This window comes from Gemmobacter denitrificans (assembly GCF_036964905.1).
Taxonomy (GTDB): domain Bacteria; phylum Pseudomonadota; class Alphaproteobacteria; order Rhodobacterales; family Rhodobacteraceae; genus Gemmobacter; species Gemmobacter denitrificans.
In genome coordinates this window covers 241,409-257,226 of the sequence record NZ_JBALHR010000003.1, presented here as the reverse complement: position 1 = coordinate 257,226, position 15,818 = coordinate 241,409, and the positions used below count along the sequence as shown (strand labels likewise).

General features: G+C 65.1%; 10 protein-coding genes and 1 tRNA gene. 2 read left to right on the top strand and 9 right to left on the bottom strand.

The annotated features are described in order from the left end of the window. Window positions 1–50 precede the first annotated feature (50 nt). Entirely contained in the window at window positions 51–1,685 is a 1,635-nt protein-coding gene (locus V6590_RS06945; RefSeq protein WP_335421274.1) for an amino acid ABC transporter ATP-binding/permease protein, read from the bottom strand. Then, a complete protein-coding gene (gene cydD / locus V6590_RS06940) occupies window positions 1,682–3,322 on the bottom strand; it encodes a thiol reductant ABC exporter subunit CydD (RefSeq protein WP_335421273.1) in 1,641 nt (546 codons plus the stop codon). The genes V6590_RS06945 and cydD overlap by 4 nt, the downstream gene beginning before the upstream one ends. 128 nt (window positions 3,323–3,450) lie before the next feature. On the opposite strand from cydD, the gene V6590_RS06935 reads away from it, so the two are divergent. Next, window positions 3,451–3,927 carry an RrF2 family transcriptional regulator gene (locus tag V6590_RS06935; RefSeq protein WP_335421271.1) on the top strand — a complete coding sequence of 159 codons (477 nt, stop codon included), beginning with the start codon at window positions 3,451–3,453 and terminating at the stop codon, window positions 3,925–3,927. A gap of 11 nt (window positions 3,928–3,938) precedes the next feature. Here the strand turns inward: V6590_RS06935 and V6590_RS06930 are convergent. From V6590_RS06930 to V6590_RS06915, 4 genes are all read right to left on the bottom strand, one after another. After that, window positions 3,939–4,015, bottom strand: a tRNA-Arg gene (locus V6590_RS06930). A gap of 87 nt (window positions 4,016–4,102) precedes the next feature. Next, window positions 4,103–5,395, bottom strand: coding sequence for a S8 family serine peptidase (locus V6590_RS06925; protein ID WP_335421269.1), 1,293 nt, complete (start codon window positions 5,393–5,395; stop codon window positions 4,103–4,105). Window positions 5,396–5,412: 17 nt separating this feature from the next. Next, window positions 5,413–6,396, bottom strand: coding sequence for a phosphatase PAP2 family protein (locus V6590_RS06920; RefSeq protein ID WP_335421267.1), 984 nt, complete (start codon window positions 6,394–6,396; stop codon window positions 5,413–5,415). Between the two features lie 60 nt (window positions 6,397–6,456). Further along, window positions 6,457–7,983 carry a tetratricopeptide repeat protein gene (locus V6590_RS06915; protein ID WP_335421264.1) on the bottom strand — a complete coding sequence of 509 codons (1,527 nt, stop codon included), beginning with the start codon at window positions 7,981–7,983 and terminating at the stop codon, window positions 6,457–6,459. Between the two features lie 475 nt (window positions 7,984–8,458). On the opposite strand from V6590_RS06915, the gene V6590_RS06910 reads away from it, so the two are divergent. After that, on the top strand, window positions 8,459–12,082 hold the full coding sequence (locus tag V6590_RS06910) for a PAS domain S-box protein (RefSeq protein ID WP_335421262.1): 3,624 nt from the start codon (window positions 8,459–8,461) through the stop codon (window positions 12,080–12,082). 9 nt (window positions 12,083–12,091) lie between these two features. On the opposite strand, the gene V6590_RS06905 is transcribed toward V6590_RS06910, so the two are convergent. From V6590_RS06905 to V6590_RS06895, 3 genes are all read right to left on the bottom strand, one after another. Continuing rightward, on the bottom strand, window positions 12,092–13,234 hold the full coding sequence (locus tag V6590_RS06905; protein WP_335421717.1) for a CaiB/BaiF CoA transferase family protein: 1,143 nt from the start codon (window positions 13,232–13,234) through the stop codon (window positions 12,092–12,094). 50 nt (window positions 13,235–13,284) lie between these two features. Continuing rightward, window positions 13,285–14,691: an aspartate ammonia-lyase gene (aspA, locus tag V6590_RS06900; RefSeq protein WP_335421260.1), complete on the bottom strand. Its 1,407-nt coding sequence runs from the start codon at window positions 14,689–14,691 to the stop codon at window positions 13,285–13,287. A gap of 157 nt (window positions 14,692–14,848) precedes the next feature. Then, complete coding sequence (locus tag V6590_RS06895) at window positions 14,849–15,745, bottom strand: LysR family transcriptional regulator (protein ID WP_335421258.1); 897 nt, start codon at window positions 15,743–15,745, stop codon at window positions 14,849–14,851. Between the last annotated feature and the right edge of the window lie 73 nt (window positions 15,746–15,818).

The following is a 15,818-nucleotide window of genomic DNA, read 5'->3' as shown; positions in this document are numbered from 1 at the left end:
GCAGCGTCGTGACCTTGATCCAGATCAAGAAGTCGCATCTGTGACACAAGTTATTTCAGGGCAATGACCCGATCCGCAAAATCGATTTCTGCCGGGCGATGGGCGGCGATCAGGAATGCGGCGTCAGGCAGAAACGCCCGGATGCCAGTCAGAACGGCGCGGGCGGTTGGATCATCCAGACCTTCGGTCGGTTCATCCAGCAGCAGGACCTGCGGGCGGCGCAGCAGCGCGCGGGCCAGCGACAGCCGACGCGCCTCGCCCCCGGACAGTCCCGTCCCACGCGGGCCCAGCCGCGTGGCAAGCCCGCCTTTCGCAGCGATCACCCGGTCCAGATGAACGGCGCGCAAAGCCGCCCACATTTCGCTTTCCGGCGCGGGTGCGGCAAGGGCAAGTGTTTCAGCCACCGAACCAGCCATGAGGGCACTTCGCTGGGGCAGCAAGGTCACCGCGCGACGCAACGCAGGTTCGGACCACGCTTGCAGATCGACATTCCCCAGAAGAACCCGGCCTGCTGCCGGTTGGCGCAGCCCAGCCAAGGCATGAAGCAGGGTGGATTTGCCCGCCCCGCTGGGGCCCGTCAGCGCCACTGTCTCAGCCGGAGCCAGGGTCAGCGAAACATACTCCGCCAACACCCTCCCACCCGGACGGATCAGCGTCAGGTTCCGCGCGACAAGCGAACCGGCGGCACCCGGGTGGGAACCGGTCAGCGATGTGTCGCGATCAAGGCTAGGTCCGATCCGTCGCGCCGCATCGACCATGCGCCCGAAATCCGATAGAGCGCGGCGCAGCGGGGCCAGCACTTCGGCCAAAGCGAGTGCGACAAAGAAGGCCATCGCACCCATGGCCGGGCTGAGGGTTCCGGCCTGCGCAGCCCCCAACCCAAGCGCCAGCGCCCCTGATGCAATCAGCGTCGCAACCAAAGACAGGGCCAGACCGGCCCGCCGCTCGGCCCGGTGCAGCGCCGCGCGCAGCGTGAAACGCCGATCTTCCGCCGATTGAACCGCCTGCATCTGCTGGTCCAGCCGACCATACACCGCCAGATCACCCCGTGCGCGGATCAGATCAATCAGCCGCACCCGAAAGGCCTGCGCCGCCATCTCGGCCCGGCGCGACAGGGGCGGCATCTGCCCCCCCCAATGCTGCAGGACCCACAAGGCCCCAAGGCCATATCCGCCGACAATCCAGACCGCCAGCACAGGCCCGGCCAGCAACCACAAGACCGCCAGCGCCAAACCCAGCACCCCAACCCCGGCAAGCAAGGGCAAAGCCACGCGCAGGGGCAGACCATCCAGCGCATCGATATCGGCGGTCAACCGGTTCAGCGCCTGCGCCCCCCGAATACGCAGCATCCTGTCGATCGGCGCGGCAAGATGGGCCGCAAGCACCCGTAAACGCAAACCCTCAAGCGCACGAAGGGTGGCGTCATGGGTCAAAAGCCGTTCCCCATAGCGTGCCGCCGCCCGGCCAAGGGCAAGAAAGCGCACCAGAGCCGAGGGGCGAAAGACATCAAATGTGGCCCCCATACCGGCCAATCCGGCGGCAGCCGATGCCGTGATGAACCAGCCCGACAGGCCCAGCAAAGCCGCACCCATGGCCAGCACAACGCCCATAAGCGCGGCCCCCCGCATCAGCGCACTGCGTTCGCCGCGCCAGATGATCTTCAGTATTGGCCAAAGATGTTTCATCCGGCGGCTCCCAGATCGATCACGCGGTCCATGCGGGCGACCAGCGCCGGATCATGCGTTGCAATCACCAGCGTCGCCCCCCGTGCGGCTTCGGCCAAAAGACCTTCGGTCACCAGCGCGGCGGTGACCGGATCAAGATCGGCCGTCGGCTCATCCGCAAGAATCAGATCGGGCGCGGCAAGGATGGCGCGGGCAAGGGTCATCCGGCGGGCCTCTCCCCCTGAAAGCCCATCACCAACCTCGCCCAACCGGGTGTTCAGTCCGCGTGGCAGGGCTTGTGCCACGTCGATTGCGGCAGCGACCGTCAAGGCGCGCTCCAGATCGCCCGAACGCCCGAGGGTCAGGTTCGCCCGCAGGCTGCCTGACAGGAAATGCGGGGTTTGCGGCATCCACCCCAGGCGCGCGCGCCAGGCATCCGCATTCGCCGCCCCCAGCACCTGACCTGCAACCTGCACCGTACCCGGTTCGGCCCGGATCAACCCTGCAATCAGGCGCAGCACAGTGGTCTTGCCCGTACCACTGGCCCCCGTGATGGCCAAGCTTTCGCCGGGCTGGATTGTGATGTCCGGCAAGGCCTTGCCCGAGGGCGTGTGACAGCCGCTCAGTACGACCGCAGGTCTGCCCGGCACAGGCTGCGCCGGAGCGCCACGGCCAAGCAAAGGGGTTCCAGCATCGGCCACATGGGCCGCCACTTCATCCAGCACGGCATCGGCGGCGGCCTTGTCATGCCAGGCCGCCGCCAGATCGCGCAATGGCTGAAAGAACTCAGGCGCGAGCAGCAACAGGAAAATCCCTGCCTCGGGAGACAGCGGCCCACCCCATGCGCCGAATTCCAATGCCCCCAGAAGTGAAAAGCCGACATAGACCGCGACCATCGCCACACCGATCGCCGCAAACAGTTCCAGCACGGTCGAAGACAGGAAAGCCACGCGCAGCACCGCCATGGTGCGGGATCGCAGATCGCCTGCCTGTGTGGCAAAACCTGCCATCACCGCCGCATCCGCCCCCAGAAGCCGGATGTCCACCAATGCCGACAGACGTTCCACGAGAAAGTCGTTCAGCGTCCCGATCTCGGCCATCTGTTTGGCGCTGGCTTCTTTCGCGGCCAATCCAATCAGCGCCATGAAAATCGGGATCAGCGGCCCCGCAACCAGCAAGACCGCCCCAACCGCCCAGGATTGCCAGAACGCCAGTATCAGGATCACCGGCGGCACCAGCATGACGCGTGCCCGGGCAAGCCCGAACCTGGTCAGGAACGGCCCCAGCATCTCCAGTTTTTCTCCGGCAAGCGCCGCAATCGCCCCCGCCCCGCCAAAGGGATTGTCATCGGTCCGACGCGCCTCGGCCCGAACGATCCGGTCCCGCGCGCTGCGGATGACAGTATCGGCGGCGTCTTGGGCCAATGCCTCTGACCAATTGCCCAGGACCGCACGCGCAATCCCGATGGCCGCAAACACGGAAGCCGACCAGAGCGGGGAGACCGCCCCGTGGTCCAGCTGTGCGCCCAGAGCCTGCGCCACCACGGCGGCTTGCGCGATCCACAACAGGCTCGACAGAACCGAAAGCCCTGCGGCCAGCTTGCTGCCCGCTTGGCCTAAGGTCGGCAGGTCAGTGGTCGCTGCTTTGGCACGCGCCATGAGGCACCTTTAACTTGATTCCCAAATCAGACTTATCTTGCCCCGCGAAAGACGCATGTGATCTGGATCAAGTTTTCTTCGGCGGTGATGGCGTATTGTCGAAAAGTTGCACAGCATTCGGGACTTCAATGCGCCTTACCACAAAGACCAATCTGGCCGCGCGCGTGCTGATGGCCTGCGCCCTGAACCGAGGCAAGACCTTGCGCACCGCCGAGATTGCCGAAGTCAGCAATGCGTCCCTGAACCATCTGCTCCAGGTGGTGAACGGCCTGCAGGCGCATGGGTTTGTTGAAACCCTGCGGGGGCGGCATGGCGGCCTGCGGCTGGCGCGACCGCCCGAACAGGTTTCGATGGGGGCGGTGTTTCGGGTGTTCGAGGCGGGCCACCCCTTTGCCGAATGTTTCGATAGCGCGAGCAACACTTGCCCACTGTCGATGGAGTGCCGGCTGCGCGGCTACATCGCCCGCGCAGTGGAGGCCTTTTACCACGAGCTTGATATGGTCACCCTTGCGGATCTGACACAGGGAAACTGCGGCCTTGAGGCATTGCTGAAAGTGCCGGACGCATTGTCCGAGGTCTGCAATCCCCCCATGTCACCAGTCTGAGGCAGAGATGCTGGCGACCCCGGGACGACTCGAACGCCCAACATCCTGATTAGAAGTCAGGTGCTCTATCCAGTTGAGCTACGGGGCCGCAGCCAGTTCGGTTTAAACGACCGGCAGGCTTCGGGCAAGGCATCTGGCGATGCAAACCATCGCCCGAAAGCCTGCCCGAAAGGATTTACAGGCTAGCCAGCAGCCCCCGCATGCCATCCAGCGTGATCGGAGCCGCCCCCGCCACGGGGGTGGGCGTCGGCCCGGTGCTGGCCATGGCCAGAGCTGCCAGCCCCGCCGCCAGCGCCGTGGCCGCCGATGTGCCACTGAAGCGCGCATAGAGCGACCCGATCTCGTGATGCCAATCGCCCATTCCACCCGCCAAGGCTGCGCCCGGCACATGCGGAAAGGGCGACGGGTTATAGCCAAACGGTCCGGGCACATCGGTGGTGACAAGATCCTCCAGCTGCATCGGGCGCGGCACCGTCTGATCCGGCAGCAACACGGCACCGGCCGGATCGGGCCGGGCGTGGGGGTCATAGATCACCACGGCCGCATCCAGCGACAGAGAGTCGCCGCTCAGCGCATGGAAACTGGCCCCTCCGGGCGCATAGGGGGCCGCAACGCCATCCCGCGTGGTGGCGGCGACAGCCAGAATCCGATCCTGCCCGCGCAGCGACGCCGGATAGGCCAGACCGGTTGGATCATTCCCTGCCGCAGCCAGGATCACCCGCCGCGCCCCCACAGCACGGATTGTGGTATCAGCGGCCTGCCAACCCGGATCGGAGGCGTCGAAATCCAGCATCGATGCACAGGCCACCACATCGGCACCGATCAGATCAGCATAGGCAAAAGCCGCGCGCCACATGCCCGGATCGGGCGCGCCAGTGGTGACGATGGGCACGATCCGGCACAGCGGATGCACCCCGGCATAGGGCAGGGCGACGGGATCATCGGCCCCGGCAATCACGCTGCCATCGGGCAGATGCCGGTCAGGGCGACGCAGCAGCGCACCCGCCACGGGCCGACCGCCGATCAGACCTGCCATGGCCGTGCCATGCGCCCCAAAGACCGGATCCGCCGCCACCAATGCCGGATCATGTTGCCCGGCTGTCGCGCGCATCGCATCCAGCAGGGTATCAGCCCCCGGCACGCCGGGCTGCATCGCCGCCAGCACGGCCTGACGCCGGGCCAGATCATCGGCAGACAGGGCTGTATCGGCCAGCACGAAGGCCCCTTCATCCACGACCGAGAAATCGCGCATCAGGGCCTGATCGATCGCACCGCGCAGATTGGGGTGATCCCAGGCGACGGCCGTGTCGATCAGCGCAACCACCCGGGGGGTAGCCGCCTGTGCGGCTTCGTCCCATGCGGGGCTGGCAAAGCTGGTCAGATCGCTGACCACCCCGGATTGGACCAGATGCCAAAGCGCCGGATATTCAGGGTAGATGCCGGTTCCGGTCGGTATCGTATGGGTCATGACGCGTCCCTCCCCTGTCAAATCCACTCGGCGCGGGCGTCGAGCATCCGCTCTTTCAGCACGCGCTCCACCACCGGCAATATCCGCCGCGCCAGAAAGCGGCCCGCCGCGCTGTCGCTTGGGTAATGCACCCCGGCCCATTCGCGGTTTTCCCCGATGCGGCGGCAGGACCGGAACAGGGCCGGAATGCCCGGATGTTCAGGAACGACCCGCGCCATGACATGCGCGATCAGCCAGCTTTGGAACGCATGGTTCGACGGATAGGCCGCATGACCCGGCACCGGTAGAAAGGGCTGCAGGAACGGGTCCACCTGATGCGGGCGGGGACGATCGAAGCGGGCCTTGTAGACCAGGCCGATTTCTTCGCCAAGCCGCGCGACAATCGCCATCAGCTCCTCGGTCGCGGGCACATCGCTGCCCGAGGTCACCCCAAGCGGCACCAGATAGCCGGAAAGTTCCAGCTCCATTTCCTTGACCATTTCGACGCGGCGATTGGCCTCGGCAGCGCCTTGCAACAGGGTCAGACGTTGGCGCAGTAATGCAATCTCGGCTGCGGTTTCCGCCGGTCCGGGCGGCAGCGGCAACGGGATCGCTGTCCAGATCGCCCGTTCGGCCGGGCTGTGCAGTAATTCGCTTTCCTTCCAGGGGGCCAGCAATGCCGGCGCATCAAAGATGATGGCGTCGCCCTCCATCCCGCGATTGCCACGATTGCCCCTGTTTCCACGGTTCCCGCGATTGCCCCTGTTCCCGCGGTTGCCGCGATTTCCACGGTTGCCCCTGTTCCCCCGATTGCCCCGGTTCAGCCGCCCGCCCGCCACTGTACCGCCAGAACCCGCCGCGGGGGCCGCTGTCATGGCAAGGGCCATCGTGCGCATTTCCGGTGCCGGCTCCGCCTTGGCAACCGGGCCCGGCACCGCTTCGCCCAGCCGGATTTCTTCATCTCTCACCCAAAGGGCATTGCCCTGCAGGATTGCCCTGCCTGAATAGCCGTCACCCAACATTCCGAAACCTCCTGCTAAAATGAACCGTCAGAAATCGTAAAACTGCACTGAAAGAAAAACTCAGGAATAACCCGCGCGACGCAACCCTTCGTCCAGCCGTTCATCCAGCCCGGCAGGCCGCAGCTTGGGCGCATGGGGATCAACGGGCGGGATGTGGCGCGGAGCAATGCTGCGCAATTGCCGCACCAGCGCCCGCGCCTCTTGCAACAGACCCAGATGCCCCATGGCAGATGCCGTATAGCGCAGGGCAGGGCTGAAGCGCGGCATGCGCACCAAAGCACGGTTGCCATGCCGGATCGCAGCCTGATAATCGCCCTGCGCCAAGGCGATCATGCAGGCCGTGGTGTCATAGGTGTAGCGCAAGGGGCTTGCCCCCCCAAGCGCCAACGCCCGGTCCGAGGCCCGTTGCGCCCCGGACAATTGCCCGGTCGCAAAACGGAACAGCGCCAGATGGTCCCAGCAAAAGGCCTGACTGGGGCTGATCTGCACGGCGCGGGTCAGCAATTCCCCCGCCAGATTGCGTTCGCCCGCGTGAAACAGCAGCGCATAACCATTGGCGGCCAACCCGATCGCGCCGAACCCGCCCTCGGCCTCGTTGCGCCGCACGGCCTCGCCCAGTTGCTCCTGCATGTCGCGCGACACCCGCCCGATATGTTCCGCTGCGCGGATCGTGCTGAGATAATTCAGCAGGGACAGATGCACCGCTTCCTGCCGGTCGCGCCACGCCTCTTTCAGCCGCCCCTCCACCGCGTCCAGCGCTGACGGGTCCAGCCGGAACATGGACACAAGCGCCTGATAGGGCAGCGTCATCTGCAGGTCTTCGCGGTCCATCCGTTCGGTGCAGGCCGGGATCAGACGTTCGACCATCCGGCCCACGAAATCCATTTCCTCCTGAAGGATGCCGTCATCTCGGGCGGGCGGGGGCAGCCGCACCGGTTCTGCCGTCCACAACAACCGGCTGCTGCCACATTCCAGCAAGCGCAGACCAAACCCCGCGCCACCCGGAGAAATTACCATCTGCAGCATCAGGCAGGGACCGCCCGACGAAAAGACCGGCGGCGCAGAGGTGACAGGGCGATCACGCCAGTCGAACAATTCGGCCTGCACCAGATCGACCAGAACTGCAGCGATCCGGTCCAGCAGCAGATTGGCGCGGAGGTCCGCGTCGGGCGCATTGCGTGGGACTCGGCAGGCCAGAAGCCCCAGCCCGATCCGCGCCCGCCTGTTGCCGCCCGATTGCCCCATGGGCGCAGAGCTGGCGGGAACCGCAAAACAGGTTTCAGGCGCAGGCCGCGCCGCGCGGGCGGCACGCAGCCATTCCTCAAAGCTTTCCGCCCCGCCCAGTCGCAGGTCCAGCCCCTCGAGCAGTTGCGCCCCACCATCGGGGCCCCAATCCACCCGGATCGCCCCGGGGGCAAGCCAGACCCTGTTGCTGTCGGCCAGAAGCACGCCTTCGCCCAGCGGGGCCAGCTCTTGCCGCAGATGGGTCAGAGCGGTGCGCAGGCTGCCTGCGGCGCGATCCCGGTCGGTATTGCCCCAGAACATCTCTTGCAACGCGGCGCGGGCGCGTGTCTGCCCTTCGGACATGAGAAGGACGGCGAGCAACGCCTTGCGGAGTTGCCCTTTTGGCGTGACCTCTGCCCCATCCGCAGCAAACAAACGCAACGGACCGGATAGCAGCGCCACCGCCGCCCCCTTATCCTGCTCAGCGATCTGCACCCCGTGTCCTGGCTCGCAAGAACTTTCCCCGCTGCCAGAATGACCCATAAAGGGGCCATCCGGCAAAGGTTTTTTCTCCTTTTGCGCGATCAAGACCAATCCGGGATCGGCCAGACAGTCCACAGCGGGTACAAGCTGATACATCCTGACCTCCACTCGCCATGCACGCGTCCTGCGCCGGGGCGCAAGGGCAGGACGCGGCGTTTCACGCAGCCTTGCGTGGCACCGTCAACGAATCGTTAACCTCTGGAGAAGAGTCTGAGTGGCACAACCCTGACGGGCTTTACGCCTGTTTAAGCTGCACCTGTTTTTGTAGGCCAGTACCCCTTTTGGTGACGTGGTGATGAATCTGCCCCTTCCGCCCTCGCATGAACTGGCGCGCGCTTCTGCACCGGCAAGCGCCTTGCTGGCCAAGGTGACGGTTGCGATTCTGCAAGAGCTGGCCAGCGCGCCGCCCGAGCGCGCCGACATGGCAGTTGAACGGGCCTTGCGGGTGGTCGGCCAGATCGGGCGGTTCAGCCATGGCGATGTGCTTTTGCTGACACCCGATGGCGGATCCTTCGATCTGTCACATGAATGGTGTGCCCATCAGATCGCACCGGTTGGCCCGTATCTGCAGGCACTGCCTGCCGACCTGATGGCAGGGGCTGCCGAAGGCAATATACCTTCGGGGTTGGACAGGCTGTTGCGGGCACATGGCCTGACAAGGGTCGTACTCTTCCCGTTGCGGCAGGAAGGTCGACTGTTCGGCTGGATGGGATTTGATCTGGCCGCAGCAGATGTCGCCCCACCGGGCGAGGAGACGCAGTTCTTTCTGCGGGCCGTCGCACATGGGATCGGGGCGCTTTTGTGGCGGCGCTTGGCCGCGCGTGAACGGGATCAGGGTCGGTCACAACTGCGTGCCGCACTTGCGGCGATGCCCGACCGCGTGCTGGAACTGGACACCGAGGGCCGCATCCTGCAGGTCATGGCGGCAGGGCGTGGCCTGTATCCTTTCGAGGCTGATACTGCGGCAGGGCGACATCTGTCCGACCTTGTCCCCGCTTCGCTGGCGCCACAGATTGCCGGGGCGGTGCAGGCGGCACTGGAACGCGGATTGTCGCCCGAGATCGGCTTTGCCCATGGCGACCCGGATGCACCGGCCCATGTCACGCTGATCTTTTCGCGGCACGAAGCAGGCGGGCGGGCCGGGCTTTTGTGCATCCTGCGCGACGTGACCGAAGGGCTTCGGCGCGAAAGACATATGCGTCGCCTGATGAATGTGGCCGAACGTACCGGCAATATCGTGGTGATCACCGATGCCCGCCAACGCATCGAATGGGTGAATGCCGCCTATGAACGACTGACCGGCTACCGGCTTGAGGAAGTGCGCGGCCATAACCCGGGCGGTTTCGTGCAATATGATGGCACCGATCCAGCCACATTGCGCATGATCCGCGAACACCTGCGCAAGCACCGCCCCGTGCGCGCCGAGATCCGCAACCGCAATCGGGCCGGTCGGGAATACTGGCTCGATCTCGATATCCAGCCGCTGATTGATGCCGATGGCACCTGTTCCGGCTATGTCGCCGTGCAGACCGACATCACCGAACGCAAGGACCAGGAGGTGCGGCTGCGCGCCATGGCACAGGCCGCGCAGGATGCGCAGATGCGCCTGCAATCCGCCATTGATGCGCTGCCCGATGCCTTTGTCTGCTATGATGCCAATCAGCGCCTCGTGCTGTTCAACCAGCGCTACGACGATCTGCACCGCATCGAAGGCCGCGGCCTGACCCCTGGCATGACATTCGAGGATGTGCTGCGCCGTCGCATCGACCGGGGCGACTATCCCGAAGCACGAGCCCGCGGCGAAGAGTGGCTACAGCGCCTGCTGGCGCAATCGGAACGTCCGGTCTTTGATCGGGAAAGCCAGCTTGCCGATGGAAGCTGGCAGCGCATCATCTCGCGCCGCACCCCGGATGGCGGTCGGGTGGCGTTGCTGATCGACATCACCGCAATCCGCCGCACGGAACAACGCCTGCGCGATGTGATCGAAGGTGCACAGGCGGGCACCTGGGAATTCAACCTTGAAGATGGCACCGAGGAAACCAACGCCATCTGGACGCGCAATCTGGGATATGAACCCGGAGAGCTTGGCACGATTGATGCCGACACCTGGGAACGGCTGATCCATCCTGACGACTGGCCCGAATTCGATGCCCGTCTGCGCGATTGCGCCGATGGCCTTGTCGAACAGGTCGAGGCCGAGTTCCGCATGCGGCACAAACAGGGACACTGGATCTGGCTGAGATCCCGTGGCCGGGTCACGGCGCGCGGGCCGGATGGCCGGGCGCTGATCCTGTCAGGGCTGGACATGGACATCACGGCCGAAAAGGCCCGCGCCGCCGCGCTGGAAGCCACCACCGCCGAATTGCGGCAGGCCCTGGCAGATCGCAGCCGCGCGCAATCCATGTTCTCCGACGTGGCACAGGTCAGCCGGTCGTGGGTCTGGGAACAGGATGCCGAACTGCGATATACCTTCCTGTCGGACAGCTATCGCAGCCTTACCGGAATCGATCCGGCCAAAGTGCTGGGACGTAGCAGGGCCGAAATCACGGCATCGTCACCAGATGTGGCAGCCAGCGCAGACTGGTCCGCCTTGGAGCGGATCATCGTTGCGCGCGAGCCCTTTTCCGGCTTTGTCTGCAAGATACGCAACCCCGAGAGCCCATCAGTCGATAGATGGGTGCAGATCAGCGGGCAGCCGATCTTCGATGCCGAGGGCAGCTTTCTGGGCTATCGCGGTGTGGGCACCGATGTCACCGCGATGCGGCAGGCACAGGAACAGGCCGAGGCATCGAACCGGGCCAAGTCAAGCTTCCTTGCCACCATGAGCCACGAGATCCGCACGCCGCTGAACGGCATCCTCGGCATGGCAGAACTGCTGGGCGATGTGCTGACAGACAGCCACAGCCGCGACATGCTGGGCGTGATCCGCGAATCCGGTGAATTGCTGCTGTCGATCCTGAACGACCTGCTGGATCTGGCAAAGATCGAGGCGGGCAAGCTGACACTGGAAAGCATTGCCTTTTCGCCCGCCGAACTGGCGGCAAGGCTGGAACCGGTCTATTGCCTGCGGGCGCAGGGCAAGGGCATTTCCTTTGCCGTTCAGGCCGATCTTGGCTGCGCAGTGCCCCGTTTGGGCGATCCGACACGATTGATGCAGGTGCTGCACAATCTGCTAGGCAATGCGATCAAGTTCACCCCGCAGGGCGAGGTGCGGCTGGTACTGACAGGCGCTGCCGATGGTCCGATCCGGATCGAGGTTCAGGACAGTGGCATCGGCATGACCGAGGAACAGGCCGCACGGGTTTTTGCCCCGTTCGAGCAGGCCGAAACCGGCACGACCCGCAAATTCGGGGGCACCGGGCTGGGCCTGTCCATCACCCGCGATCTGGTGACGCTCATGGGCGGCACGCTGACCCTGCACAGCACCCCCTGCACAGGCACTACAGTTGCGATCGACCTGCCGCTGCCGCTGGCGCAACCCGAACCGGATGCCGCAGCCCCGATCACATTGGCCGGGGAAAACCGCTCCCTCAGGGGCCTTACGGCATTGGTGGCCGATGACAATGCCACCAACCGCCTGATTATCAAATCGCTGCTGGCCGCCCTCGGGGTGCATTATGAACTGGCCCGCGATGGGCAGGAAGCGGTCGATCTGTGGCGTCGGGGCCATCACGATGTATTGTTGCTGGATATTTCCATGCCGGTGAAGGACGGGCTGGCGGCACTGGATGAAATTCGCGCCCTGGCCGAGGCCCAGGGCCTGCCGCGCCCGCCCGCCGCCGCCGTCACCGCCAATGTGATGCAGCATCAGATCGACAGTTACCGCGCCGCCGGGTTCGACACCCATCTGCCCAAACCGATGAAGCGCGCCATGCTGGAAAACGTGCTGAAAGACCTGCTGGCGCTCCGGGCGGGCTGACCCTTCGGATCAGATCGCCCCGCTTGCCACTGCCGCCGCGATCTGGTCCGGCGTGATGCCCCAATCGTGCAGAACTGCGGCACCATCTGCCCCGGCAGGACAGGCCGGGATCGGTTCTGCGGCGGGCGTCGCGGCAAAGCGTGGCGCAGGGGCAGGCTGCGTGACCCCCGCCACGGGGATAAGCGTGCCGCGCGCCGCCAGATGCGGATGGGCCGGTGCCTCGGCCCAATCCAGAATCGGGGTGATACAGGCATCCGTTCCATCGAACAGCGCCACCCAATGATCGCGCGGCTGGCTGGCAAATATCCCTGCCAACCGCGCCTTCAGCACCGGCCAGCGCGCCGGATCATCCATATGGGTGAAATCGGTGCGAGACAGGCCAAGCCGGTCCAGCATCAGGGCATGGAATTTCGCCTCGATGCAGGCCACCGCCAGAAAGCGGCCATCACCACAGACATAGGTGGTGTAGAAATAGGCGCCGCCATCCAGAAGATTGGTCTCGCGCCCGTCCCCCCAAGCCCCACCGGCACGAAAGCCCCACAGCATCGCCGCCATCAGCGCCGCGCCATCCACCATGGCCGCGTCGATCACCTGCCCCGGCTGACCCATCCGCGCGCCCAAAATGGCGGCCAGCATGCCAAAGGCCAGCATCATGCCACCGCCCCCGAAATCGGCCACATAGTTCATCGGCACGGTGGGCGGGCCGCTTGCCGGCCCCATGGCATGCAGGCCGCCCGTCAGGCCCAGATAATTCATGTCATGCCCCGCCATCGCGGCCATCGGCCCGTCTTGGCCCCAACCTGTCATCCGGCCATAGGCGAGGCGCGGGTTGCGGGCCAGACAGATGTCGGGGCCAAGGCCCAAGCGTTCCATCACGCCGAGCCGGAACCCTTCGATCAGGCCATCCGCACGACCGATCAGATCAAGCGCCAGATCGACCCCACCCGGCGCCTTCAGATCAAAGGCAACCGACCGCCGCCCGCGGCCAAGCACATCAAAGGGTGTGTTCATCAACGGGATTTCCGGCCGCGCGCCCTTGGCGTGCAGCCGGATCACCTCGGCCCCGTGATCGGCCAGCATCATCGCGGCAAAGGGCGCGGGCCCGATGCCCACAAACTCGACCACCCGCAGCCCCTGCAGCACCCCGGCCATATCTGCCCCCCAGTTGATCGGGCACAGGATGGCGGCGATGCTGCCTGCGCTCAAGCCACGATCTTTTGCGGCCGGGTCAGTTCTTCGGGCCGCAGGATCGCGTCCAGCCGCGCCTTGGGCAGCAGCCCGCGCTCCAGCACGATGTCATAGACGCCGCGCCCGGTTTCATGCGCCTCCAGCGCGACCGAGGTTGCCGCCGCATAGCCGATATAGGGGTTCAGCGCGGTCACCAGCCCGATGGAGTTTTCAACCCCGGCCCGCAGCACCTCGCGGTTGGCGGTGATGCCTTCGACACAGTTCACCTGCAGCGTCTTGCAGGCGGCTGTCAGATGGCTGGTGGACCGGAACAGGCTATAGGCAATGATCGGTTCAAAGGCGTTCAGCTGCAACTGCCCCCCTTCTGCCGCCATGGTGATCGTCATGTCATTCCCGATCACCTCAAACGCCACCTGATTGACCACTTCGGGGATCACCGGGTTCACCTTGCCCGGCATGATCGACGATCCGGCCTGTTTGGCGGGAAGGTTGATCTCGTTGAACCCGGCGCGCGGCCCCGAGGACAGCAGACGCAGATCATTGCAGGTCTTCGACAGCTTCACCGCGACGCGCTTCAACACGCCAGACACCTGCACGAACGCCCCGCAATCCTGTGTCGCCTCGACCAGATCGACCGCAGTGACAACCGGGATACCGGTGATCTCGGCCAGCCGGGCCCGGACCCGTTCGGCATAATCCGGGTGGGCGGTGATGCCGGTGCCGATGGCCGTGGCTCCCAGATTGATTTCGCGGATCAGCTGGGCGGCTTCCGACAGGCGTGCCTCGTCTTCGCCCAGCATGATGGCATAGGTGTTGAATTCCTGCCCCAGCGTCATCGGCACCGCCTCTTGCAACTGCGTGCGGCCCATCTTCAGCACATCAGAGAATTCCACCGCCTTCGCGGCAAAGGCCCCGCGCAAATCCGCCATCGCCGCGATCAGCCTGTGCATCCCCGCCCAGGCCGCAAGGCGCAGCGCGGTGGGATAGACGTCATTGGTCGATTGGCTCAGGTTCACATGCTCGTTCGGGTGAAGATGGCGGTATTCGCCCTTGCCATAGCCCATGATCTCCAGCGCGCGATTGGCGATCACTTCATTGGCGTTCATGTTGGTCGAAGTGCCCGCCCCACCCTGAATCTGATCGACGATGAACTGATCATGCAGCTTGCCTGCCCGGATTTCCTCGCAGGCGGCGACGATGGCATCGCGGCGGGCCGATTTCAGCAGACCCAGATCGGCATTGGCCATGGCTGCGGCCTGCTTGATCGCAGCCAGCGCGCAGATCAGATCGGGCACCTGCCCGATTGTCTGGCCGGAGATTGCAAAATTCTCCACCGCACGCAGCGTATGCACCCCCCAATAGGCATGGGCCGGCACCTTGCGGTCGCCCAGAAGGTCGTGTTCGCTGCGGGTCTTGGTCATGATCTACCTCATGCGGCAAGGCCGGCCGCCCGCGTCATGCGGCGGCGTCGGGGCCATGCAGGATTGGAATGGAAGCACCTGTGATACGCCGGTCATCCCGGTCGAGCGGGGATTTACGCCTGAATTTCAGGCATTTCCAATGCCAATGCGCGCTAGGTTATGCGGTTTGCGCATAACCTTCGGCCAAGCCTGCCGCCGCCGCCCAAACCCGGCTGGTCAGACCCCGGCCCCGGGCAGCATTGCGATACAGCCGTATCTGCATGGGCAGTTCCGGTGCCACGACCTCCAGCCGCCCCGCCGCGATATCGCCCGCGATCAGGCTGCGGGGAAGCCAGACCACACCATGCCCTTCAACCGCCATGGATTTCATCGCCTCGGCCATCGAGGCCTCGTTGGTATGGGCGACATAAACGCGCGGCGCCCCGTCCTGCGCCTGCGCGATCCGGGCCAGCGCCCCAAGGAATGACCCGCGCGAATACTGCAGCAGCGGCATCCCGTCGCGCGCCCAATGGTCGGGCCAGCCGGGGCGAGCCACGGCAGCCAGGCTGTCAGCCCCGATCACCAGATGCGGAAAGCTGTCGGGTTCCAGCGGGATTCGCACGCGCGGATGGTGATAGGTCAGAAAGAAATCATACCCCCCTTCGGTCAGCTCGGCGATGCAGCGGTCAAAATTCTCGGGCTTGACCCGGCTGGCAATCGGCCCTACCGCGCCTTGCAGCCGCATCAGCCAGCCGGGCAGAAAGGTCACCGTCAGGCTGTGCAGTGCGGTCAGGGAAATTTCCGGCCCGCCCCCGCGCGCCCGGTCGCGGAATTCGGCGCGACGGGTCTGGATCATCCGCACCGCTTCTTCGGCGGTTTCACGAAACAGCTTGCCTTCCTCGGTCAGGGTTACCGGATAACTGTCGCGATTCAGAAGTTCGGCGCCCAGCCAATCTTCCAGCGCACGAATGCGGCGGGAAAAGGCGCTTTGCGTCACGCCGCGCAGTTCGGCCGAACGCGAAAAGCTGTGGGTGTCGGCCAGACTGAGGAAATCTTCCAACCATTTGAAATCCATGTCACCCCCGGCCTTGCGGCGCAGCCTGCCGCCGGGGCATCATCGCGCGCACCGCCCTCTCTGGCAAGACAGG

What these genes read in the sequence shown, in the direction of transcription:
- cydD (WP_335421273.1), bottom strand. Translation starts at nt 3,322, where the DNA reads ATGGCGCGTGCCAAAGCAGCGACCACTGACCTGCCGACCTTAGGCCAA.
- V6590_RS06915 (WP_335421264.1), bottom strand. Translation starts at nt 7,983, where the DNA reads ATGTCCGAAGGGCAGACACGCGCCCGCGCCGCGTTGCAAGAGATGTTC.
- V6590_RS06905 (WP_335421717.1), bottom strand. Translation starts at nt 13,234, where the DNA reads ATGGCCGGGGTGCTGCAGGGGCTGCGGGTGGTCGAGTTTGTGGGCATC.
- V6590_RS06920 (WP_335421267.1), bottom strand. Translation starts at nt 6,396, where the DNA reads ATGTTGGGTGACGGCTATTCAGGCAGGGCAATCCTGCAGGGCAATGCC.
- V6590_RS06925 (WP_335421269.1), bottom strand. Translation starts at nt 5,395, where the DNA reads ATGACCCATACGATACCGACCGGAACCGGCATCTACCCTGAATATCCG.
- V6590_RS06910 (WP_335421262.1), top strand. Translation starts at nt 8,459, where the DNA reads ATGAATCTGCCCCTTCCGCCCTCGCATGAACTGGCGCGCGCTTCTGCA.
- V6590_RS06935 (WP_335421271.1), top strand. Translation starts at nt 3,451, where the DNA reads ATGCGCCTTACCACAAAGACCAATCTGGCCGCGCGCGTGCTGATGGCC.
- V6590_RS06895 (WP_335421258.1), bottom strand. Translation starts at nt 15,745, where the DNA reads ATGGATTTCAAATGGTTGGAAGATTTCCTCAGTCTGGCCGACACCCAC.
- aspA (WP_335421260.1), bottom strand. Translation starts at nt 14,691, where the DNA reads ATGACCAAGACCCGCAGCGAACACGACCTTCTGGGCGACCGCAAGGTG.
- V6590_RS06945 (WP_335421274.1), bottom strand. Translation starts at nt 1,685, where the DNA reads ATGAAACATCTTTGGCCAATACTGAAGATCATCTGGCGCGGCGAACGC.